This window comes from Hydrogenophaga electricum, from assembly GCF_030160815.1.
Classification (GTDB): Bacteria; Pseudomonadota; Gammaproteobacteria; order Burkholderiales; family Burkholderiaceae_C; genus Hydrogenophaga; species Hydrogenophaga electricum.
This window is the reverse complement of the sequence record NZ_BSPB01000025.1, coordinates 22,443-42,987: the sequence shown is the minus strand read 5'-3', so window position 1 is coordinate 42,987 and position 20,545 is coordinate 22,443. Positions and strand designations below refer to the sequence as shown.

At 67.6% G+C, this 20,545-nt stretch carries 21 protein-coding genes; 11 read left to right on the top strand and 10 right to left on the bottom strand.

All coding sequences use genetic code 11. The features are described from left to right. The 6 genes from QQK43_RS14690 to fliF form a co-directional block, all read right to left on the bottom strand. Positions 1-1,044, bottom strand: a 1,044-nt coding sequence (locus QQK43_RS14690; RefSeq protein ID WP_284308331.1) for a hypothetical protein, incomplete at its 3' end; no start/stop codon positions are given. After that, positions 1,041-1,508 (bottom strand): flagellar export protein FliJ, encoded by a 468-nt coding sequence (gene fliJ / locus QQK43_RS14685; RefSeq protein ID WP_234265346.1) that lies wholly within the window; start codon positions 1,506-1,508, stop codon positions 1,041-1,043. The genes fliJ and QQK43_RS14690, both read right to left, overlap by 4 nt. 5 nt (positions 1,509-1,513) lie before the next feature. Further along, positions 1,514-2,968, bottom strand: coding sequence for a flagellar protein export ATPase FliI (gene fliI, locus QQK43_RS14680; RefSeq protein WP_234265345.1), 1,455 nt, complete (start codon positions 2,966-2,968; stop codon positions 1,514-1,516). Continuing rightward, entirely contained in the window at positions 2,961-3,692 is a 732-nt protein-coding gene (locus QQK43_RS14675; RefSeq protein WP_234265344.1) for a FliH/SctL family protein, read from the bottom strand. Before QQK43_RS14675 ends, fliI begins: the two co-directional genes overlap by 8 nt. Beyond that, positions 3,676-4,671 carry a flagellar motor switch protein FliG gene (fliG, locus tag QQK43_RS14670; RefSeq protein ID WP_234265343.1) on the bottom strand — a complete coding sequence of 332 codons (996 nt, stop codon included), beginning with the start codon at positions 4,669-4,671 and terminating at the stop codon, positions 3,676-3,678. Before fliG ends, QQK43_RS14675 begins: the two co-directional genes overlap by 17 nt. Before the next feature lie 29 nt (positions 4,672-4,700). Next, positions 4,701-6,371 carry a flagellar basal-body MS-ring/collar protein FliF gene (gene fliF / locus QQK43_RS14665; RefSeq protein WP_284308330.1) on the bottom strand — a complete coding sequence of 557 codons (1,671 nt, stop codon included), beginning with the start codon at positions 6,369-6,371 and terminating at the stop codon, positions 4,701-4,703. A 184-nt stretch (positions 6,372-6,555) separates the two neighbouring features. Here fliF and fliE point away from each other — a divergent pair, with 184 nt between their 5' ends. Further along, complete coding sequence (gene fliE / locus QQK43_RS14660) at positions 6,556-6,879, top strand: flagellar hook-basal body complex protein FliE (protein ID WP_234265341.1); 324 nt, start codon at positions 6,556-6,558, stop codon at positions 6,877-6,879. Positions 6,880-7,027: 148 nt separating this feature from the next. Here fliE and QQK43_RS14655 read toward each other — a convergent pair whose 3' ends face one another. The 4 genes from QQK43_RS14655 to QQK43_RS14640 form a co-directional block, all read right to left on the bottom strand. Then, complete coding sequence (locus tag QQK43_RS14655) at positions 7,028-7,324, bottom strand: flagellar protein FliT (RefSeq protein WP_234265340.1); 297 nt, start codon at positions 7,322-7,324, stop codon at positions 7,028-7,030. 2 nt (positions 7,325-7,326) lie between these two features. After that, positions 7,327-7,761 (bottom strand): flagellar export chaperone FliS, encoded by a 435-nt coding sequence (gene fliS / locus QQK43_RS14650; RefSeq protein WP_234265339.1) that lies wholly within the window; start codon positions 7,759-7,761, stop codon positions 7,327-7,329. Positions 7,762-7,961: 200 nt separating this feature from the next. Further along, a complete protein-coding gene (gene fliD, locus QQK43_RS14645; RefSeq protein WP_284308329.1) occupies positions 7,962-9,380 on the bottom strand; it encodes a flagellar filament capping protein FliD in 1,419 nt (472 codons plus the stop codon). A 146-nt stretch (positions 9,381-9,526) separates the two neighbouring features. Then, complete coding sequence (locus tag QQK43_RS14640) at positions 9,527-10,351, bottom strand: flagellin N-terminal helical domain-containing protein (protein WP_234265337.1); 825 nt, start codon at positions 10,349-10,351, stop codon at positions 9,527-9,529. Positions 10,352-10,867: 516 nt separating this feature from the next. On the opposite strand from QQK43_RS14640, the gene flhD reads away from it, so the two are divergent. The 10 genes from flhD to QQK43_RS14590 all read left to right on the top strand — a co-directional run bounded on the left by flhD (position 10,868) and on the right by QQK43_RS14590 (position 20,542). Continuing rightward, a complete protein-coding gene (gene flhD / locus QQK43_RS14635; protein ID WP_234265336.1) occupies positions 10,868-11,203 on the top strand; it encodes a flagellar transcriptional regulator FlhD in 336 nt (111 codons plus the stop codon). Between the two features lie 29 nt (positions 11,204-11,232). Beyond that, positions 11,233-11,769 (top strand): flagellar transcriptional regulator FlhC, encoded by a 537-nt coding sequence (gene flhC / locus QQK43_RS14630; RefSeq protein WP_234265335.1) that lies wholly within the window; start codon positions 11,233-11,235, stop codon positions 11,767-11,769. 151 nt (positions 11,770-11,920) lie between these two features. After that, a complete protein-coding gene (gene motA, locus QQK43_RS14625) occupies positions 11,921-12,781 on the top strand; it encodes a flagellar motor stator protein MotA (protein WP_234265334.1) in 861 nt (286 codons plus the stop codon). A 44-nt stretch (positions 12,782-12,825) separates the two neighbouring features. Continuing rightward, positions 12,826-13,794 (top strand): flagellar motor protein MotB, encoded by a 969-nt coding sequence (gene motB, locus QQK43_RS14620; protein ID WP_234265333.1) that lies wholly within the window; start codon positions 12,826-12,828, stop codon positions 13,792-13,794. A 27-nt stretch (positions 13,795-13,821) separates the two neighbouring features. Further along, on the top strand, positions 13,822-14,196 hold the full coding sequence (gene cheY, locus QQK43_RS14615; RefSeq protein WP_234265332.1) for a chemotaxis response regulator CheY: 375 nt from the start codon (positions 13,822-13,824) through the stop codon (positions 14,194-14,196). A 20-nt stretch (positions 14,197-14,216) separates the two neighbouring features. After that, positions 14,217-14,843 (top strand): protein phosphatase CheZ, encoded by a 627-nt coding sequence (locus tag QQK43_RS14610; protein WP_234265331.1) that lies wholly within the window; start codon positions 14,217-14,219, stop codon positions 14,841-14,843. A 192-nt stretch (positions 14,844-15,035) separates the two neighbouring features. Beyond that, positions 15,036-16,196: an EscU/YscU/HrcU family type III secretion system export apparatus switch protein gene (locus tag QQK43_RS14605; protein ID WP_284308328.1), complete on the top strand. Its 1,161-nt coding sequence runs from the start codon at positions 15,036-15,038 to the stop codon at positions 16,194-16,196. Further along, positions 16,193-18,274: a flagellar biosynthesis protein FlhA gene (gene flhA / locus QQK43_RS14600; RefSeq protein WP_234265329.1), complete on the top strand. Its 2,082-nt coding sequence runs from the start codon at positions 16,193-16,195 to the stop codon at positions 18,272-18,274. The genes QQK43_RS14605 and flhA overlap by 4 nt, the downstream gene beginning before the upstream one ends. Continuing rightward, on the top strand, positions 18,271-19,746 hold the full coding sequence (gene flhF, locus QQK43_RS14595) for a flagellar biosynthesis GTPase FlhF (RefSeq protein ID WP_234265328.1): 1,476 nt from the start codon (positions 18,271-18,273) through the stop codon (positions 19,744-19,746). The genes flhA and flhF overlap by 4 nt, the downstream gene beginning before the upstream one ends. After that, on the top strand, positions 19,739-20,542 hold the full coding sequence (locus tag QQK43_RS14590; protein WP_234265327.1) for a hypothetical protein: 804 nt from the start codon (positions 19,739-19,741) through the stop codon (positions 20,540-20,542). The genes flhF and QQK43_RS14590 overlap by 8 nt, the downstream gene beginning before the upstream one ends. Positions 20,543-20,545 lie beyond the last annotated feature (3 nt).

The window sequence follows — 20,545 nt, the reverse complement described above, 5'->3', positions numbered from 1 at the left end:
CCAGGCCGCGTCGGCCTCGGCGCTGGCGTCGCCGGCATCGGCCAGCTCCTGTGAGAACAGGTCGGGTTCGTCCGGGGCCTGTGTGCCGTCGCGCGACGCCGTGCCCTCCACGGCCGCCAGATCGGGGGCGCCGCCGAAAGCGTGACCCGGCTGGCCGTGCTGGCCGCCGGATTCGGTGGCCAGGCCGCCGACAGCGAGGGGCACCGGGGCAGCGCCCTCGGGCGTCAGGCCCGCGCTGGCGTCGGGGCGCACACGCCGGTCGACCCAGAGGCCGTTGTCGACGCGCCAGGTGCTTGGTGTCTGGCTGGCGAGTTCGGTCGTGGCGCGCTGGGTGGCCACGGCGGTGGTCTGGGCAGGGGCCTGCCGCTGTTGCAGGGTGGCGGTGTCCATGACGGTCGAGCGCCAGCCCGTCACCGCGGCGCCGTGCTGACCGCGTGGCGCCTGGGCCGCCGCTGCTGTGGCGCGCGTGGCGTCGTTGCCGCTGGCTGCGGGGTCGCCGAAGCGCAGCTCGGTGCTGACGCCGTCCGGGGTGGCGGGTGGGGTGTCCTTGAGCGGTTCGTTGGTGGCGGTCCAGCCGGGGCCCTGCAGCGGCTGGCTGGTCGGGCTCTGGCGCCCGGAAGGTCCGGCGGGTGTCGCCAGGGCGTTGTCCGCCTGTGTGTCTGTTGCCAGGGCCTCGCCGCCGTCGGTGGGCAAGTTGGTATCACCGGGCGCGGAGGCGGGCTGGGGGGTGCCGGTCGGTGCGAGGGCTGTGCCCGGCAGGCCGGCGCCCAGCAGGGCCAGGGGCGTTTCGCTGCCGTCGTCGCCCGCAGGGGCCGCGCGTTTGCCCCGACCCCTGGCAGGACTGCCGAGATCGGTATCGGCGAGGCCCGGGTCGGCGGCTGTGCCCAGCCAGCCGTTCGGGTCGGCCGCGTCGGCGCCGAGGCCCAGCAGCAACTGGGCAAACAGGTTCTGGCGGCCGGGCTGCGCGTCCTGCCGGCCTGCGGCGTGGGGCGATATGGCGGCGTGGGCGGACGGTGAGCCTGAGGAGGCGTTGACCTGGCTCATGGGCGGACTCCGTGAAAGGACGCGAGGCTCTGGCGCAGGTGGATGGACAGCGCCATCTCGTCGGTGGCTTTCTGCTCCTGGCGCTGGGCGCGCTGCTGCAGCGCGTGCTGCTGGCGTTCGGCGTATTTGCGCAGGCCGGCCACGTCGCGCTCGGCGGCGATCACCTGCTGCTGGCAGCTGTCGATCAGCTCCTGCCGGCTGCTGAGCACGCCTTCCTGGAAGGCGATGGCGTGGTCGATCTTCTGCATGAACTGGCGGTGGTGGAACAGGAACTGCGCATCCACGCCCTGCTGGCAGCGGGTGGTCCAGCGTGCCTGCGCTTCCAGCGCGTAGGACTGCAACTGGTTCATCTGGTCCTGCGCGGCCTGCATTTCGCGTTGCTGCTGCGCCAGCTTGCCCACCGCTTCGTCACGGCGTTTCTCGGCCAGCTCGACCACTTTGTTCAGGGTGTGGATCGGTGTCATGGAGGTCAACGGTCAGAAGAGGAAGGGCGCTGGGCGCGCGGCTGGCTGCGGTCGTCCTGCAGGATCAGCGCCATCTGCTGCAGGCTCGATTCCAGCGTAGCAGCTTCGCGCATGTCTTGTTGAAGAAATCGCTGCATCTGGGGGTGCAGGGCGATGGCGCGGTCGGTCTCCGGGTCGCTGCCCGGCACGTAGGCGCCGAGCTGGATCAGGTCGCGGCTCTTCTGGTAGCGCGAATACAGCGCGCGGAAGCGCCGGGCCAGTTCCAGGTGCGTGGCGCCGGTGACGTTGTGCATCACGCGCGAGGCCGAGGCCTCGATGTCGATGGCCGGGTAGTGGCCCGATTCGGCCAGCGTGCGCGAGAGCACGATGTGACCGTCCAGGATGGCGCGTGCCGCGTCGGCGATCGGGTCCTGCTGGTCGTCGCCTTCGGAGAGCACCGTGTAGAACGCGGTGATCGAGCCGACGCCGTTGAGGCCATTGCCGCTGCGCTCCACCAGTTGCGGCAGGCGCGCGAAGCACGAAGGCGGGTAGCCCTTGGTCGCGGGCGGCTCGCCGATGGCCAGGGCGATCTCGCGCTGCGCCATGGCGTAGCGCGTCAGCGAATCCATCAGCAGCAGCACGTGCAGCCCGTCGTCGCGGAAGCGCTCGGCGATGGCGGTGGCGTAGGCCGCGCCCTGCATGCGTGCCAGCGGCGGGGCGTCGGCCGGGGCGGCCACCACGACGGAGCGCTGGCGGCCGTCTTCGCCCAGGATGTCTTCGATGAACTCCTTGACCTCGCGGCCGCGCTCGCCGATCAGGCCGACCACGATCACATCGGCGCGGGTGTAGCGCGCCATCATGCCCAGCAGCACGCTCTTGCCCACGCCGGAGCCGGCGAACAGGCCCAGCCGCTGGCCGCGGCCGACGGTGAGCAGCGCATTGATGGCGCGCACGCCGGTGTCCAGCGGCTCGCGCACGGGGTCGCGGTCCATGGCGTTGAGCGGGGCACGGTCCAGGGCTTCGATGTCCACGTTCTGGATCGGGCCCTGGTGGTCGAGCGGGTTGCCGTGCGAATCGACCACGCGCCCCAGCAGCCCGGCGCCCAGCGGCAGGCGCAGCGCGCCGCGGTCGTCGGCCGAGGGCGGCTTGTTGGCCTGCCCGAAACGGGGCACCGGGCGGTAGGGCGAGAGCGGGGTGACGCTGGCGCCGCTGGACAGGCCGTGCGTGTCGCCGGCCGGCATGAGGAAGGCGCGGTCGCTGGCGAAGCCGACCACCTCGGCCAGCACGGGTTTGCGCTGGCCGTTGCTGATCAGGCATTGCGAGCCGACCGGTACCTTCAGGCCCACGGCTTCCAGCACCAGGCCGGCCAGTCGCGTCAGCGTGCCGCTGACCTCCAGCGGCGTGTGCACCGATGCGCAGGTGCGCAGGTCCTGGAGGAAATCGCCCCAGCGGCCTTTGTCGTCGTCGGCCAGGTCAGACATCGGTGTCCTCCGGGTTCCACGGCACGCTCAGCCCGAGGTTGCCGATGGCGCGGGCCCAGCGCTTTTCCACGCTGGCGTCGACCAGCGAGTGCGGGGTCTGCACGATGCAGCCACCGGGCGAGACGCTGTCGTCGGCCACCAGTTCGGGAGCGTTCTCGCCCATCGCCTGCGTCAGGCTGTCCTGCAGCAGGGCGAGGTCGTTCGGGTTCAGGCGCACGGTGGCCGGCAGGCCGTCGTCGATCACCTGTTCCAGCGCCTCCTCGATCACCGGGCGCATGTGCTGGGTGTTGACCATCAACTCCTGGCGCACCACCTGGCGCGCCAGGTCGCAGGCCAGGTCGAGCAATTGGCGCGACATCTTCTGTTCGGCGGCGATGAGCTGCTCGGCCATGCCGTGCAGCAACTGCGCCATGCGCTCGGCGGTGTCGGCCGCCGCCTGCTGGATGGGGGCTTCGAGCGCCTCGCGGGTTTCGCGGCTGCCGGTGTCGTGGCCCTGGGCGAACCCGGCGGCGAAGGCCTCTTCGCGGGCCTGGTCCAGGGCCGCCTGCAGGCGCTCTTCGGCGTCCGGCGCCGGCGCGCCCGCCGGCTCGTCGGGTTCGATCGGGGGTTCCGGCTCGCTGCCGTCCACGGCAGAAAAGTGCCAGCTGCGCACAGCCCCGATTTCCTCGCGCGGGATGATGCGCGAGAAGCTCGGCTTGGCCGTGGGCTTAGACGAAGCTGTCATCGCCGCCTCCACCGATCACGATGGAGCCTTCGTCCGACAGGCGCCGCACGGTCTTGAGGATTTCCTTCTGCTGGCCCTCGACTTCGGACAGGCGCACCGGGCCGCGCGATTCGAGGTCCTCGCGCAGACCTTCGGCAGCGCGTGACGACATGTTGGCGAGGATGTGTTCCTTGAGCTCCTGCGACGCCCCCTTGAGCGCGATGACCAGCATGTCGGTGGACACTTCCTTGAGCACCATCTGCACCGACTTGTTGTCCAGTTTGAGCAGGTCCTCGAACACGAACATCTTGTCCATGATCTTCTGGGCCAGATCGGCGTCGACGTTGCGGATCGATTCGATCACCGTGCCCTCGATGCCCGTGCCCATGAGGTTGAGGATGTCGGCCGCGGTCTGGATGCCGCCCAGCGAGGTCTTGCGCACCTTGTCGCCACCGGCCAGCACCTGGTAGAGCACTTCGTTGAGGTCGTTGAGCGCGGTCGGCTGGATGCCTTCGAGCGTGGCGATGCGCAGCATCACTTCGTTGCGCATGCGCTCGTTCAGGTGCTTGAGCACGCCGGCCGTGAGGTCGGCTTCCAGGTGCACCAGGATGGCGGCCATGATCTGCGGGTGCTCGTTGCGCAGCAGCTCGGCGATGGACTGCGGGTCCATCCACTTGAGGCTTTCGATGCCGGAAACGTCGCTGCCCTGCATGATGCGGTCGATCAGCAGCGAGGCCTTGTCGTCGCCCAGCGCGCGCTTGAGCACCGACTTGACGTAGTTGTTCGTGTCCGACACCAGCAGGCTTTGCGAGGCGGCTTCGTCGGTGAAGCGGGAGATGACCTGTTCCACGCGCTCGCGCGAGACGGTGCGCATGCTGGCGATGGTCTCGCCCAGCTTCTGCACTTCCTTGGGCGAGAGGTGCTTGAACACCTCGGCCGCCTCTTCCTCGCCGAGGGACATCAGAAAAATCGCGGCGTCGTGGATACCCTGGTCTTCCATGGCGATGTCCTTGTCCGGGGCTCAGCCGGTCAGGCCGGCACCTCGCCGTTGACCCAACCCTTGACGATGTTGGCCACGGCCACGGGGTTGTCGCGGGCCAGGCGCTTGGCATCCGTCAGGCGCAACTGCTCGGGCGTCGGCTCGACGCTGGCGGGCTGGGGCAGACCCGGGCGTTCCGGGGTTTCGTCCAGCAGGGCGCTGAGTTGCGGCGCGGGCGCCGGGGTCTGGTTGCCGGCGCGCAGCGCCTTGATCACGGGCCGCACCATGCCCAGCAGCACCAGCAGGGCCAGCAGCACCATGGCGGCGGGGAAGACCAGGTCGCGCAGCATCTGCTGATTGTCCGGTACCTGCCACCAGGCGGGCGGGGCTTCGGGTTCGGCCTTGGGCGCGTTGAAAGGCGCGTTGACGACGTTCACCGAGTCGCCGCGGTCCTTGTTGAAGCCGATGGTTTCGCGCACCAGCGCGGCCATCTGCTCGACCTGCTCGGGCGGGATCGCCTCGGTCACCGGCTTGCCGGACCGGTCTACCGTGCTGCGGTGGTTCACGACCACGGCGGCCGTCAGGCGCTTGATCGAACCCGTGGCTTCGCGCACCACCTTGACGGTCTTGTCGACCTCGTAGTTGATGACCGATTCGCGGCGCGTGCTGCCGGCCTTGTCGCCGTTGGCGCTGCTGCCCAGCGGGGCGGCGGCGGCGTTGATCGGGGCCGTGCCCGTGGTCGGTGGCTGGTTGCTCGTGGCGCCCGGCACACCGGCCGGCTGCGCCTGCGCGCCCGTGCCGTCTTCCACCAGTTGCTGGCTGCGCACGGCGCCGGGCTCGCCACCCTGGTTGGGGCGGTGCTGTTCGCTGGTCGATTCGACCTGCGCGAAGTCGACTTCGGCGCTGACCTGGGCCTTGATGTTGTCGGCCCCCACCAGCGGCTCCAGCATGTCCAGGATGCGGCGGGTGTACATCTGTTCGATTTGCTGCGTGTACTGCAGGCGCTGCAGATCCACGCCCTGGGCGTTGTCGTCGGGCGATGCCGACAACAGCTTGCCGCTGTCGTCGACCACGCTGACCGCCTTGGGGTTCATCTCCGGCACGCTCGAAGCCACCAGGTGCACGATGCCGGCGATCTGGGCCTTGTCCAGGCTGCGCCCGGGGTACAGGGTCAGCAGGATCGAGGCCGAGGGCTTCTGCTGCTCGCGGAAAAAGCCGTTCTGGTTGGGCAGCGCCAGGTGCACGCGCGCCGACTGGACCGAAGCCAGCGACTGGATGGAGCGCGTGAGTTCACCTTCCAGGCCGCGCTGGAAGGTCAGGCGCTCCTGGAACTGGGTCATGCCGAAGCGGTTGTTTTCCATCAGCTCGAAACCGCTGACGGAGCCCTTGGGCAGGCCTTGGGAGGCCAGCTTCAGGCGCACGTCGTGCACCTTGTCCGAGGGCACCATGATCGCGCCACCCCCTTCGGTGTAGCGGTAGGGCACGTTCATCTGCGCGAGCTGCGCGACGATGGCGCCACCGTCCTTGTCGCCCAGGTTGGCGTAGAGCACCCGGTAATCGGGCTGCCGTCCCATGAAGAAGAATGCCAGGGCGATGGCGACCAGCGCGGCGGCGCCGATGCCCAGCCGGATCTTCTGGGTCTTGTCCAGGCGCGCGAGACCGGCGAGCAGACCCCCCGGCGCGGCGGGCGGCGTGGCGAGGGGAGCGACGGCGGTATTCATGGCGGCAAGGGCGGTGGTCGGTTCCGGTGGCGGGGGCATGGAGCCCCTGCATGCGACCGATTATTCGGGGCCTCGCCCCCCGGCATAGCGCAGAAAAGGTGTGCCTTTTTCCCGCTATTTCCCGACCCCAGGCTTCACACGCCCCCTAGCATTGGGCCGTCATTCCTTCCGCAAGGGTTTCCCCATGGACCTGCGACTCAACGCCCTGAACAACCCGTCCCTGTCATCGGCCACCCAGGCCGGCCTGCGCCGACCTGCGGGCACGGCCGCCGCCGGGGGCGTGGGCACCGGGTTTGCCGACAATTTCAAGACGGCGCTGCAGTCGGTCAGCGCGGCGCAGGAGGCGGCCACGCAACTGCAGACCCGTGTCCAGATGGGCGATCCGCAGGTCAGCCTGGAAGAAACCATGCTGGCGGTGCAGAAGGCGCAGATCGGTTTTCAGGCCACCCTGAACGTGCGCAACCGCATGGTGCAGGCCTACACCGACATCATGAACATGAGCGTCTGACGCTGCCGCGGCGCACCGTCGGCCCGCGCCTTTTCTCCGCACTCCCCGTTCGATCCTGCCCAACCCCTGCCCGCCTGGCGTCTGCCACGCGGGCGCCGCGGCCGTGGGCCGTGGCAGGAGGCGGGCGAGGGGGTGCATGGCCGTGGCCTCAGTGCACCTGGCCCTTGGCGTCCATCAGCTGTTCGAGGTCGTTGAGCCAGGGCTCGGCCAGACAGCGGATTTCGGCGTCGGTGCGCAGGATGCGCTGCATGATGCGGCTCTTTTCCTTGCGCTCTTCCGGGCCCAGATCGCTGCTGCGCGACTTGTGGCGCAGCTGCGCGATCAGCACGGCGCAGGCGCCTTCGAGCCGCACCACCTGGTCCCAGTCTTCCGACTGGGCCGCTTCCAGCATCTTCTGGCTGGCGTTTTCGATGGCCTTGTAGTAGTCAAGCAGCGAATGCGACATGATCACGCTCCATGGCTCGAAACGACGGTGGGCTGGGTGGGCGAGGGCGTTTTGATGAGCTTCCATGATTCGGCGACGGGTTCCATGAGGTGGAGCACTTCTTCCAGCGCCTGCGGGTCGTTGCGCAGGTTGGCCTGGGTCAGGCGCAGCACGCTGTAGCTGTAGAGTTGGTGCAGGCTCGCAGCGATCTCGCCCCCCTGCTGCTGGTTCAGGCCTGCCTTGAGGCCTTCCTCGATGATGCGGACGGCCTTGCCGATGGCAGCGCCCTTGGCCGCGATGTCGCCCCGTGCCATGGCACCGCGGGCGTTCGAGATCGATTGCAGCAGGGCGTCGAACAGCAGGTCTACCAGCTGGTGCGGGTCCGCGCTCTGCACGCTGGTCTCGGCGGCAATGCGCTGGTAGGCGGCGACGGCACGGGAGCGGACAGAGGTGAACATGGGCTCGATTCCTTGGGTCTGATGCTGATTTTTATCGGCATCGACACGCGGGTCTGAAGTGGCCTCTGAGGACATAAGCGGTAAAAATTGGTACGTTTTCCGCGGCTTGCAATGGAGCCGTCTGGCTCAAGAAAAAAAGGCCTGCGGCCGTGCCGTCCGCACCGCCACAGGCCTGCCGGAGCGCCTGTCCGCCGTCGGCGTCAGGACGACTTGTTCCACAGCGTGATCTGCTGTGACACAAAACTGCTCAACCCGTTGAACTTGGCCACCGCAGCGTCCATGGCGTTGTATTGCGCCAGGAAGCGGGCCTCGGCCCGCGTGGCCCGGTCCGTCACTTTGGTCTGCTCGTCGCTGTTGCGGGTGATGGCCTTCTGCAGCGCGTCGGAGCGGTTGGTCAGCGTGCCTTCGCTGTCGAGCAGGCCTTGCGCGAAGGTCTTGATCTTGCGGCCAAAGCCGTCGGACGTGGTGCTGCCGCTGTTGACCGTAAACAGGTTCTTGAGCCCGTCGAAGTTGCTGGTCAGCGCCTTGTCGAACTTGGTCGAGTCCAGGGTCATGGTGCCGCCGGTCTGGAGGCTGATGCCGATGTCGGCCAGGCGCGTGTAGCTGCCGCCGTCGGTGTACGACCGCATCATCGAGCGCAGGGCGTTCTGCAGCCCCACCGCGGTGGAATCGCCCTGCAGCGTGCCGGCGGTCTGGGTCGCCTCGTCGTATTTGGTGGCGTTCGCCAGGGTGGTGTTGAGGGCGTTGTAGGCGGTGACAAAGGCCTGCACGTTGCTGCGGATGGTGTCGTTGTCGATCACGACGTTGATGGACACCGGTGAGGTCGTCACCTGCGACAGTTGCAGGGTCAGTCCGGGGACGGTGTCGGACAGCTGGTTGCTCGCCGTCTCGATGGATGCCCCGTTGATCGTGGCCAGCGCGTTTTGCGCCGACTGGGTCTGTATGGTGCCGGTCGTGCCGGAGCCATCGAAGGCCAGACGTGACAGCCCGCTGGCGTCGGCGTCGTTGCCGTCGTCGTCGCTGGCGGTGATGCGAAAGCCGTTGGCCAGCCCGGTGTCCTTGGCGTTGAGCAGCAGCCGCTCGCCATTGGCGTCCTTGAGCACGGTTGCGTTGACGCCGGCGCCGGCGTTGTTGATCTTGGCAGCGATGTCGGTGAGCGTGTCGGTGTCGGCGACGGTGATGTCCACCGCATCGGCGCTGCCGGCCGCAAAGCTGCTGCCGCTCCACTGGCCAAGCTGGATCGACAGCGTGCCGCTGCCGATGGTCGCATCCGTGGCCACGCTGGTGGAGGTGGTGGTCTGGCTGCGGGCCAGTTGCTGCACCTGCATCGACAGCGTGGTGGGTGTGGCGCCCGCCGAGGCCTTGACGCTGATGGCCGCGCTGTTGGAGGACGTGGCCGACGCCGTGTTCCAGCCGCTGGTGCCGGCCAGTTTGGCAGCTGCGTCACCGAGGGCCGACACCTGGGACTTGATGGTGCCGTAGAGCGAGAGTTTGGTTTTGAGGGAGCTGGCCTGGGTCTGCAGCGGGGCCAGCGGCGCCTTCTCCAGCGCCACCAGTTGGGAGACGATGGACGAGACATCGAGGCCGCTGCCAATGCCGGGGGATGAAATCGTGGCCATGGGGGCTCCTCCTCAGGATGAACGCACCGCACGCCGGGCGGCATGCGGTCTGCACATCCCGCTGCAAGCGGGAAGGCGGCCAGGCACCGGGAGGTGCCGCCGCCTGAACGGCGCGGCCGAAGCCGCGCCTGGGGATGGGGCCAGGATCAGCGCAGGAGCGACAGCACACCTTGCGGCAGCTGGTTGGCCTGGGCCACCATCGCCGTACCGGCCTGTTGCAGGATCTGCGTGCGCGACAGGTTGGCCGTTTCGACCGCGAAGTCCGCGTCCATGATCCGGCCGCGCGAGGCTGCCTGGTTTTCCGACGCCACCTGCAGGTTGGAGATCACCGATTCAAAGCGGTTCTGCGTCGCACCGAAGGTGGCGCGGGCCGTGGTGATCTCGTCGATGGCCGCATCGAGGTTGTCCATGGCGGCCAAGGCGTTGGTGGCGCTGGTGAGGTCGCCACCCACGACCGCGGTGATGCCCGAGCCTGCGGTCAGGTTGGTCGTGTTGATGCTGATCTGGTCTTGCGACACGTTGTTGGCGCCCACTTGGAACTGCAGGCCGGCGGAGGTGTTCAGCAGGTTGGTGCCGTTGAACTTGGTGCCGGTCAGCACGCGGGTCACTTCCTTGGCCAGTTCCTGGTATTCGGCGTCCAGGTTGGCGCGGTCGGTGCCGGAGTTCGAGGCGTTGGCGGCCTGAACAGCCAGTTCGCGCATGCGTTGCAGCGAATCGCCCACCTTGCCCAGCGCGCCTTCAGCGGTCTGCGCCAGGGAGATGCCGTCGTTGGCGTTGCGGATGGCCACGTTCATGCCCTTGACCTGGGCGTTCATGCGTTCGGCGATGGCCAGGCCGGCCGAGTCGTCCTTGGCACTGTTGACACGCAGGCCCGAAGACAGGCGTTGCATCGATGTGGCGAGCGAGCTGGTCGTCGAGGCCAGGTTGCGCTGCGCATTGAGGGACATCACATTGGTGTTGATGGTGCTCATCGTTAACTCCTAAGAACAGAACAAAAGTAATCCGGCATCGCTGCCCATCTCAACGCCAGCCCCCTGTGGACTGGCCGCCATGACCGGAAATGCTGGAAGCGCCTGCCGGTTCGGCCCTGGGACCACTGACCGCCTCGCCGCTTCGCTTGCCGGACGACGAACCTGTTTAGAAGTTCGTTGAGTTCAATTTCGGAGGTCCGGCCATATTCTTTAGCGCCTGTGTGTGTGGCTTTGCACGAAAAAGGCGGCTTCCGGGGGCGCTGTTCGGTTCTTTCGGTGGGTGCGAGCTCTGTCAGGCGAGGGCGTTGCAGGGGGGGTGGACGGGTCCGGAGTTCGCGCCCGGGTGAATGCCTTGGTTGTAGGAAAAAGGCTGACAAGGTGTCGGTATCCGGATGACGACGGGAACAGATGTTTCCCGATTCAAGTTTTTTTACCGGCCGACACAATTACACACAACAGGCAAGCAGATGTAAGCAGATCGCCCCCATCTCCCGCCTGACCCTCTAGGAGAGACTCATGAACAGCGAACAACTTCTGGCCGAGATCCGCGAAGCCAACCTGACCTACCTGATGTTGGCGCAGAACCTGATCCGTCAGGACCGTGCCGAAGCGCTGTTCCGCCTGGGCCTGACCGAAGAAGCCGCCGACATGCTCGCCATGCTGACCACCGCCCAGCTGCTCAAGATCGCTTCGACCAACATGCTGCTGTGCCGCTTCCGCGTCGACGACGACCTGGTCTGGAACCTGCTGACGAACCACAACGTCAAGAAGGTGGACAACGCCACGACGACCCAGCTGCACGCCAACATCCTCATGGCCGGCCGTTTCGCCGACTCCATGGCCGCTCACTGAGTGGCGAGCACGGGCACACGGAGGACACCATGGCCACCAAAAGCATCCTGAACGAGTCGCGCGACATCGAACGCGCGGTGGCCCTGATCCAGCTCGGCGCCCGCCTGCAGGTGCTGGAGTACGAGACCAGCCTGTCCTACGAGCGCCTGTTGCGCCTGTACAAGGAAGTGGCGGGCAAGAGCCCGTCCAAGGGGCAACTGCCGTTTTCGACCGACTGGTTCCTGACCTGGCAGCCCAATATCCACGCCTCGCTGTTCCTGAACATCCACGAGTACCTGTCCAAGGCCAGCGAGCTCGAAGAGATCGACACGGTCATCAAGGCCTTCCGCCTCTACAGCGAGCAGACCCAGGCCAGCCAGATCGAGCCCCTGCTGTCGATCACCCGCGCCTGGCGCCTGGTGAAATTCGTCAACAGCGGCATGCTGACCCTGACCAAGTGCTCATGCTGCGGGGGCCACTTCGTGACCGAGCCCTACGAAAATGCCCGCCAGTTCGTCTGCGGCCTGTGCGAGCCACCGGCGCGAGCGGGCAAAGGCAGCGCCTCCGGCGGCCTGCGTTTGCACTGAAACCCGGCTTCAAAGCCCAAAAAGGACCCGCTTGCGGGTCTTTTTTGCGTTCACGGTGGCCCTCAATCCCTCCTAGAGTCGGTCGATACGAAAGGCAGTGGCCGTGGCAGGGGGTGTCCTCCTGGGCCTGCAACCTCACTGAACTACACACATGTTTGCCATCGTCGGTCTGTTGTTCTCGATGATCTGCGTCTTCGGGGTGTTCATCGCCCACGGGGGCAACATCGGGGTGGTGCTCAAGGCCTTGCCCTTCGAAATGGCCACCATCATGGGTGCCGCGCTCGGTGCCTTCCTGGTGGCCAACCCCATGAAAGTGGTCAAGCAGTCGCTCAAGGGCATCGGCCAGTGTTTCAAGGGCAGCCGTTTCACCAAGGCCCGTTACATGGAGCTGCTGGCCCTGATGTTCGACATCCTGCAGAAGGCGCGCAAGGAAGGGCTGATGGCGATCGAGCAGGACGTGGAATCGCCCGAGCAGTCGCCCCTGTTCAAGAAGTACCCGACCATCTCGGCCGATCACCACGTGGTCGAGTTCGTGACCGACTACCTGCGCATGATGGTCTCGGGCAACCTCAACGCTCACGAGATCGAGTCGCTGATGGACGCGGAAATCGAGACCCATCACCAGGAAGCGCACGCTCCTGTGGCGGCACTGACCCGCCTGGCCGGCGGTCTGCCGGCCTTCGGCATCGTGGCGGCCGTGCTGGGCGTGGTCAACACCATGGGCTCGGTCGGGCAGCCGCCAGCGGTGCTGGGGGGCATGATCGGCTCGGCCCTGGTCGGTACCTTCCTCGGGATTCTGTTGTCCTATGCGGTGTTCGAGCCGTTTGCCGGCATGCTGGAGCAGAAGGTGGAAGAGGCGTCCAAGGAATTCCAGTGCATCAAGACCACCCTGCTCGCCAGCATGCAGGGCTATGCCCCCTCGACGGCGATCGAGTTCGGGCGCAAAGTGCTGTATTCCGACGTGCGCCCGACCTTCACCGAGCTCGAAGGCCACGTCAAGGGCAAGAAGTGACGGCGGACCATCTGTAACCGCGGCGAACCGACAGGGGATTGCACATGGCAGGCGACGGCAAGAAGCTACAGCCCATCATCATCAAGCGCATCAAGAAGGGCGGTCACGCGGCCCACGGCGGGGCGTGGAAGATCGCGTACGCCGACTTCGTGACCGCCATGATGGCCTTCTTCCTGATGATGTGGCTGCTGGGCTCCACGTCCAAGGGCGATCTGCAGGGGATTGCGGACTACTTCAACACGCCGCCGCTGGTCACCCTGATGGGCGGCGACGGCACCGGCAACAGCGAGAGCGTGCTGCCCGGCGGTGGGCGCGACCTGAGCCGGGCGGCCGGTCAGGTCGATGGCGGCGACGCCCAGCGCGCTGAAAAGGTGCGGGGCGCCCAGATGGCGCGGGCCGAACTGGCGCGGCAAGATGCCATGCGCATCGACGCGCTGCACGCCAAGATCCGCGACCTGGTGGCCAACAACCCCACGCTGCGCGACTTCGGCGGGCAGATCAAGCTTGAACGCACCGCCGACGGTCTGCAGATCCAGATCGTGGACGACCAGAACCGGCCGATGTTCGACGTCGGCTCGGCGGTGGTGAAACCCTATATGCGCGACATCCTGCGCAGCATCGGCGCCGGGCTGACGGACGTCGAGAACCGCATCGCGCTGGCCGGACACACCGACGCCACGCCCTATGGCAGCGGCGACCGCGGCTACAGCAACTGGGAGCTGTCTTCGGACCGCGCCAACGCCTCGCGCCGCGAACTGGTGGCCGGCGGCCTGCCGGACGACAAACTGGTGCGGGTGGAGGGCCTGGCATCGAGCCGGCCCTACGATGCGGCCAACCCGGGCGCGGCGGTGAACCGGCGCATCAGCATCCTGGTGATGACCAAAGAGGCGGAAGAAAGGCTGACACCGGCCGACTTGCCGCCGGCTGCGGGGCCGCTGCCCCTGTCATTCCTACAGAACCACGTGGAAGTGCCGAAACCACGAGAAGAGTTCGAAACGGTCAAAAGCCGTTGAGATCACCCGCCTTGCCCGGAGCTCCTGATGAAATTCCTGATCGTTGACGACTTCTCCACCATGCGCCGGATCGTGCGCAACCTGCTCAAAGAGATCGGTCACAACGACGCCGACGAGGCCGAAGACGGTGCCATTGCGCTGAACAAGTTGCGCGAAGGCAACTTCGGTTTCGTGGTGACCGACATCAACATGCCCAACATGAACGGCTTCCAGCTGCTGGCGGAAATCAAGAAGGACGATGCGCTCAAGCACCTGCCGGTGCTGATGGTGACGGCCGAGGCGCGCAAGGAAGACATCGTGCAGGCCGCCCAGGGCGGCGCTGCGGGCTACATCGTCAAACCCTTTACCAAGGCCACGCTGGAAGAAAAGCTGGCCAACATCTTCAAGAAGATGGGCCTCTGAGCCCTGCGGGAGACGCAGCCATGGATGACGACAAAGACACGGGGGCCGCTGGCAATCCCGAGATGTTCCAGCGTCTGGGGGCCATCACGCGGCAACTGCACGAAGCCCTCAAGGAGCTGGGCTACACCGACAAGCTGATGGGCACGGTGGACCAGTTGCCCGACGCGCAGAGCCGCCTGCACTACATTGCGCGCCTGACCGGCGAAGCCGCGGAAAAGGTGCTCAATCACGTCGACAAGGCCAAGGCCGAGCAGACCCTGATCGCCGAGCGCGGCGAACAGCTCGCGCGCACCATCGCCAGCGTGCCGGGCCTGGCCCGCGCCATGCCGGAGCTGCTGGTCTGGTCGAACGAGGTGGTCGAGAGCAGCCGGCGCTGCGACGGGCGGCTGACCGAAATCATGATGGCGCAGGATTTTCACGACCTCACCGGGCAGGTGATCAACCGCGTGGTCATGCTGGCGGCCACCATTGAAGAGCAGTTGCTGGCGCTGCTGCTGCAGGCCGCGCCAGGGGGCAAGCCCGGACAGGACAAGGCCATCGAGCTGCACCCGGGCCTGGGCGGCCCGGTGGTCGATCCGGCCAGCCGCACCGACGTGGTCAGCAACCAGGAGCAGGTGGACGACCTGCTGGCCAGCCTGGGGTTCTGAGCAGGCCGGGCGGTTCCGGCCGAGCACGCGGTGCTGCTGCCGTCGCATGCAGGCGGCGGATCAGCCATCGCACGGGCATAGCAGGATCAGGGCGCTGTGCGCCGGAAAAACGGCCCGGACAGGGCCTTTATTCCCCTTTAGTTTTGGCGCCTCGCTTCCACAATCGGTCGCATCGCTTGATGAGACCGCATCATGGAAGGCTCCAGCCAGGACAAAAACCTACCGGCCACTGCCAAGCGCCTGAAGAAGGCGCGTGACGAAGGGCAGATCGCGCGCTCGCGCGACCTCGGACACTTTGCGGTCCTGGGCGGTGGTGCGGCCGTGTTCATGGCGCTGCTGCCGTCGGCTTTCGCGGCGCTCAAGGCCGGCATGGCGCGGCAATTGCATTTTGACCACCAGGCGCTGCTGGTGCCGCAGACCATGCTGGAGCGCCTGACCGACGGCGTCGGCCGCGCCTTGCTGCTGTACCTGCCGCTGGGGCTGCTGGTGCTGGCGCTGGCGCTGGGCGTGGCCTTCGCGTCGGGGGCCTGGACCCTGTCGACCAAGCCCCTGGTGCCGGACCTCAAGCGGCTCGACCCCCTGGCCGGCATCGGTCGGCTCTTCTCCAAGCAGCAACTGTTCGAAACCGTCAAGCTGGTGGGCATGGCAGTGGTGCTCGGGGCTGTCGGCTGGCAGTTTCTCCAGAGCCATCTGCAGCCGTTCGGCAGCCTGCTGATGCAGCCGCTGGAAGGCGGCCTGGGCCAGCTCGGGTCCTGGCTGTCGCTGGGGGTGGGCTTTCTGCTGCTGACGGTGGCGCTGTTCGCGGCGGTCGATTTCCCGATGCAGAAATTCCTGCACGCGCAGCGCCTGCGCATGTCGATGGACGAGGTCAAGCGCGAGCACAAGGAAAGCGAAGGCGATCCGCACATCAAGGGCAAGCGCCGTCAGCGCCAGCGCGAGCTGGCCATGCGCCAGAGCATCACGCGGGTACCCGCCGCCGATCTGGTGGTGATGAACCCGACCCACTACGCAGTGGCCATCCAGTACGACGATGCCACCATGAACGCGCCGCGCGTGATCGCCAAGGGCGCCGACCTGCTGGCGCTGAAGATCCGCGACGTGGCCAAGTCGGCCCAGGTGCCGGTGCTGGAGTCGCCCATGCTCGCGCGGGCCCTGTTCGCGCACGCCGAGATCGACCAGGAAATTCCGTCGGCCCTGTACACCGCGGTGGCCCAGGTGCTGGCCTATGTCTACCAGCTCAAGGCCGCGCTCGCGGGCCGTGGCGTGATGCCCGGCGCCGTGCCCACGCCGCAGGTGCCGCCCGAGCTGGATCCGCACAACAAGAAAAAACCCAACACCGGGGGTGACGCATGAACGCGCAACTGCAGCGTGTCCAGCAATGGCTGGAGCAGAACGCCGCCTGGGCCAAGGGTCTGGCCGCACCGCTGCTGGTGGTGCTGGTGCTGTCCATGATGATCCTGCCGATGCCGGCCTGGATGCTGGACACCTTCTTCACCTTCAACATCGGCATGGCGCTGGTGGTGATGATGGTCGCGGCCTACATGAAGCGGCCGCTCGACTTCTCGGTGTTCCCGACGGTGCTACTGCTCACCACGCTGCTGCGCCTGTCGCTGAACGTCGCCTCGACCCGAGTGGTGCTCATGGAAGGGCACACCGGACCGGCCGCTGCGGGGGCGGTGATCGAGGCCTTCGGCCACTTCCTGATCGGCGGCAACTTTGCCGTCGGCCTGATCGTGTTCGCGATCCTGGTGGTGATCAACTTCATCGTGATCACCAAGGGGTCGGAGCGGATCGCCGAAGTGTCGGCGCGCTTCACCCTGGACGCCATGCCCGGCAAGCAGATGGCCATCGACGCCGACCTGAACGCCGGCATGATCGACGAGAAAGAGGCCCGGCGCCGCCGCACCGAGGTGGGCGAGGAGGCCGAGTTCTTCGGCTCCATGGACGGTGCCTCCAAGTTCGTGCGCGGCGACGCCATCGCCGGCATCCTGATCCTGTTCATCAACATCATCGGTGGCCTGATCATCGGCATGGTCCAGCACGGGCTGGGCGCGGGCGAAGCGGCGGACAGCTACATCCTGCTGGCGGTGGGCGACGCGCTGGTGGCCCAGGTGCCGGCGCTGCTGATCTCGGTGGCCGCCGCCATGGTGGTGTCGCGTGTCGGCAAGGACGAGGACGTCGGCGTGCAACTGGTCGAGCAGATGTTCATGTCCTCACGCGTGCTCGGCATCACCGCCGCCGTGCTGGCCCTGCTGGGCGTGATCCCGGGCATGCCCAACCTGGTCTTCCTGCTGTTTGCCAGCGCGCTCGGGGCGCTCGCCTGGTGGCGCTTCAAGGAAGAGCGCAAGCCCCCGCCCAGCGACGAGACGCCGGCCCCCGCCAGCGACGGCGAGGCCACCTGGGACGACCTGCAGCCGGTCGACCTGCTGGGCCTGGAGCTGGGCTACCGCCTGATCGCCATGGTCGACAAGAGCCGCCAGGGCGATCTGCTCACCCGCATCAAGGGCGTGCGCAAGAAGTTCGCGCAGGAGGTGGGTTTCCTGCCGCCCGCGGTGCATGTGCGCGACAACCTGGAGCTGCACCCCAGTGCCTACCGCATCACCTTGCGCGGCGTGGTGGTGGGCGAGGGCGAGGTGTTCCCCGGCATGTTCCTGGCGATCAACCCCGGTGGCGTCAACATGCCGCTGATCGGCACTCCCACGAAAGACCCCGCTTTCGGCCTGCCCGCGCACTGGATCGAAGAACGGCAGCGGGAGAGCGCGCAAATGGCCGGTTTTACCGTGGTTGATTCCGAGACCGTGCTGGCGACCCATCTTTCACACTTGATGCAAGTCCAGGCCGCGCGCTTGCTGAGCCGGACGGAGACCCAGGACCTGGTCGAACACGTGACCCGCCTGGCCCCGAAACTGATCGAGGAAGTCGTGCCCAAAATGGTGCCCATCCCCACGTTCCAGCGAGTGTTGCAGTTGCTGCTGGAAGAGGGTGTGCACGTGCGCGACATCCGCACCATCGTCGAGACGCTGGCCGAAAACGCCGGTGTCGTCACCGACCCGCAGGAACTGGCACGCCGCGTGCGCATCGCCCTGGCCCCGGCCATCGTCCAGCAGATCTACGGCCCGGTCAAAGACCTCGAAGTGATCGCCATCGAGCCTGGTCTGGAGCGGCTGCTGATGCAGGCACTGGCCGGCACCAACGGCACGTCGCTCGATCCCGGCGTGGCCGAAATGCTGAGCAAGTCGGCCACCGACGTGGCCAACCGGCAGGAAGAGAAGGGCGTGCCTGCCTGCCTGCTGGTGCCCGACGCCATCCGCACCGCCATGGCCCGCCTGCTGCGCCGCGCCGCGCCGCGCCTGCAGGTGCTCGCCCACAGCGAAATTCCTGAAACCCACCTCATCCGTATCGGCCCGATTCTTGGGGAGCTTGCAGCATGAACATCCAGCGTTTCACCGCCTCGACCTCGCGCGAAGCCATGGCCAAGGCACGCAGCACCTTCGGCGAGAGCGCGGTGATCCTCTCGACGCGCTCGACCGAAGACGGCTTCGAGGTGATGGCGGCGGCTGAAGAGAGCCTGAGCGCGCTGGCACCCGCGCCGCGCCAGATCAGCACCCAGGCCGCCGCGCCGGCCCCGCAGTCGCCTGCCGTGGCCGATGTCGAGGACGACACCGCCACCATGGCCATGAGCACCCTGTCGTTCCAGGACTATGTGCGCGAGCGCATGCTGCGCAAGCGCCGTGCGGCCCAGGGCGCGGAAGCCCCGGAGGCCCCGGTCGCGCCCCAGCGCGCCGAAGCGCCGCGTGCCGCGCCCATGCCGGCGCCCGAGCGCCAGCCGATGTCGGCGCAACGCCTGGGCGATCTGGGCATGGCATCGGCCCAGGTGCCGCCGCCCATCCGCACCCGTCCGGCTGCGCCGAGCTGGGAAGAACCGGTGGTGGCCGCGCCCTCGCTGGGAGCGGGTGACCACCGCATCTCGGAGGAGCTGTCGGCGCTCAAGGACATGATCGAGGAGCGCTTCAACACGCTGGCCTGGCTGGGCTCGTCCAAGCAGAACCCGATCCAGTCGAACCTGATGCTCAAGCTCATCCGCGCCGGCTTTTCGCCCACCATGTCGCGCGCGGTGCTTGAACGCATGCCGGCCGAGCTGAGCCCCGCCGAGGCGGTGCGCTGGGTCATGGACGTGCTGGCGCGCAACCTCAAGATCGCGGCGCCCGGGGCCGGCCTGGCCGACGAAGGCGGGGTGGTCGCACTGATCGGCGCCACCGGCGTCGGCAAGACCACCACCGCCGCCAAGCTGGCGGCCCAGTGCGTGCACAAGTACGGCACGGCCAGCGTCGGGCTGATCACGCTCGACACCTACCGGGTCGCGGGCTTCGAACAACTGCGTGCCTACGGCCGCATGCTGGGCGTGGTCGCGCACCAGGCACACGACCGCGCGGCGCTGGTCGATCTGCTGAACCTGCTGGCCGGCAAGCGCATGGTGATCATCGACACGGCCGGCCTGGGCCAGCGCGACCAGCGCATCCAGGAAATGCTCGACCTGCTGGACATGCCGGCGATCAAGAAGACGCTGGTGCTCAACGCCGGCGCCCACGGCGACACGTTGGACGACGTGCTGGTGGCCTTCAAGGCCAGCACCCTGCACGGTGTGGTGCTGTCCAAGGTGGACGAGGCGGTCAAGCTCGGCCCGGCCGTGGACGCGCTGATCCGCCACCAGGTGGTGTTGCGGGGACTGGCCAACGGCCAGCGTGTGCCGGAAGACTGGTCGGGTGCCGACGCCGCCGCCCTGGTCCGGCTGTCGCTGGGCAGCGAGGGCAAGTCGGCCTACGACCCCCGTGCCAGCGAAATGGGTTTTTACTTTGCGCAGTCCTCCGCCCGTGGCATCGACCTCGGAGGTGCCTATGTTTGAGCCCGGTTTCGACCAGGCGGCCGGATTGCGCACCCGCCGGCCCGGCTCGCCGGTGGTGATGCCGGTGGCCAGTCCGGCCCAGCCGGCCCGCGCCTACGAATTGCTGTGCCAGCTCTCGCTGCAACTGGCCGCGGCCGGCCGGCATCCGGTCGTGCTCGACGGCAGCGCCGCCGAATCGCTGCAACGCCGCAGCGGGCCGGACGGCAGCCACCTCGGCCTGCTGCACCTGCTGCAGGACCCGTCCATCGCCAACCTGGAGCGCCCGACCGGTGGCGGCGAATGGCTGGTGCTGCCGGCCGCCCGTGGTCTGGAGCGCCTGCAGGAAACCGCCCGTGCCGGCGGCAGCCGGCCCGCCCTCACACGGCTGCTGGCGCCGTTCGGCGACGGGGCCGCGCTCCTGCTGCTGGCGCCCGCGGCCACCCTGGCCACGCTGTTCCGCGATCTGGAAGCCCGCGTGCTGGTGCCGGTGCTGGGGCTCGCCCAGTCCAGCATCGATGCCTACGGCGCGCTGAAGCTGCTGCGTTCCCAGGGGCTGGCGCCCGTGCTGGCGCCCCTGCCGGACGAAGGCGCGCCCGACGTGCTGCACAAGGTGCTGGACACCGTGACCGATTGCGCCCGGCGCCATCTCGACTACGATGCCGAGGTGTGGCCGGCCGCTGCATGGGGAACCCGGGTGCAGGAATGCGCACTGGGCCGGCCCAGGGACCTTCGGGTGACACCCGGCACACCGGACGCTTCGGCCCCGGTGTTCCGGGGCTGGCAGCCCGGTGGCGTGGCCGGCACCCAATGGAGTTGAGGA

Excerpts from the sequence above, each read along its gene's own strand:
- fliJ (WP_234265346.1), bottom strand. The coding sequence starts at position 1,508 with ATGACACCGATCCACACCCTGAACAAAGTGGTCGAGCTGGCCGAGAAA.
- fliI (WP_234265345.1), bottom strand. The coding sequence starts at position 2,968 with ATGTCTGACCTGGCCGACGACGACAAAGGCCGCTGGGGCGATTTCCTC.
- QQK43_RS14675 (WP_234265344.1), bottom strand. The coding sequence starts at position 3,692 with ATGACAGCTTCGTCTAAGCCCACGGCCAAGCCGAGCTTCTCGCGCATC.
- fliG (WP_234265343.1), bottom strand. The coding sequence starts at position 4,671 with ATGGAAGACCAGGGTATCCACGACGCCGCGATTTTTCTGATGTCCCTC.
- fliF (WP_284308330.1), bottom strand. The coding sequence starts at position 6,371 with ATGAATACCGCCGTCGCTCCCCTCGCCACGCCGCCCGCCGCGCCGGGG.
- fliE (WP_234265341.1), top strand. The coding sequence starts at position 6,556 with ATGGACCTGCGACTCAACGCCCTGAACAACCCGTCCCTGTCATCGGCC.
- QQK43_RS14655 (WP_234265340.1), bottom strand. The coding sequence starts at position 7,324 with ATGTCGCATTCGCTGCTTGACTACTACAAGGCCATCGAAAACGCCAGC.
- fliS (WP_234265339.1), bottom strand. The coding sequence starts at position 7,761 with ATGTTCACCTCTGTCCGCTCCCGTGCCGTCGCCGCCTACCAGCGCATT.
- fliD (WP_284308329.1), bottom strand. The coding sequence starts at position 9,380 with ATGGCCACGATTTCATCCCCCGGCATTGGCAGCGGCCTCGATGTCTCG.
- QQK43_RS14640 (WP_234265337.1), bottom strand. The coding sequence starts at position 10,351 with ATGAGCACCATCAACACCAATGTGATGTCCCTCAATGCGCAGCGCAAC.
- flhD (WP_234265336.1), top strand. The coding sequence starts at position 10,868 with ATGAACAGCGAACAACTTCTGGCCGAGATCCGCGAAGCCAACCTGACC.
- flhC (WP_234265335.1), top strand. The coding sequence starts at position 11,233 with ATGGCCACCAAAAGCATCCTGAACGAGTCGCGCGACATCGAACGCGCG.
- motA (WP_234265334.1), top strand. The coding sequence starts at position 11,921 with ATGTTTGCCATCGTCGGTCTGTTGTTCTCGATGATCTGCGTCTTCGGG.
- motB (WP_234265333.1), top strand. The coding sequence starts at position 12,826 with ATGGCAGGCGACGGCAAGAAGCTACAGCCCATCATCATCAAGCGCATC.
- cheY (WP_234265332.1), top strand. The coding sequence starts at position 13,822 with ATGAAATTCCTGATCGTTGACGACTTCTCCACCATGCGCCGGATCGTG.
- QQK43_RS14610 (WP_234265331.1), top strand. The coding sequence starts at position 14,217 with ATGGATGACGACAAAGACACGGGGGCCGCTGGCAATCCCGAGATGTTC.
- QQK43_RS14605 (WP_284308328.1), top strand. The coding sequence starts at position 15,036 with ATGGAAGGCTCCAGCCAGGACAAAAACCTACCGGCCACTGCCAAGCGC.
- flhA (WP_234265329.1), top strand. The coding sequence starts at position 16,193 with ATGAACGCGCAACTGCAGCGTGTCCAGCAATGGCTGGAGCAGAACGCC.
- flhF (WP_234265328.1), top strand. The coding sequence starts at position 18,271 with ATGAACATCCAGCGTTTCACCGCCTCGACCTCGCGCGAAGCCATGGCC.
- QQK43_RS14590 (WP_234265327.1), top strand. The coding sequence starts at position 19,739 with ATGTTTGAGCCCGGTTTCGACCAGGCGGCCGGATTGCGCACCCGCCGG.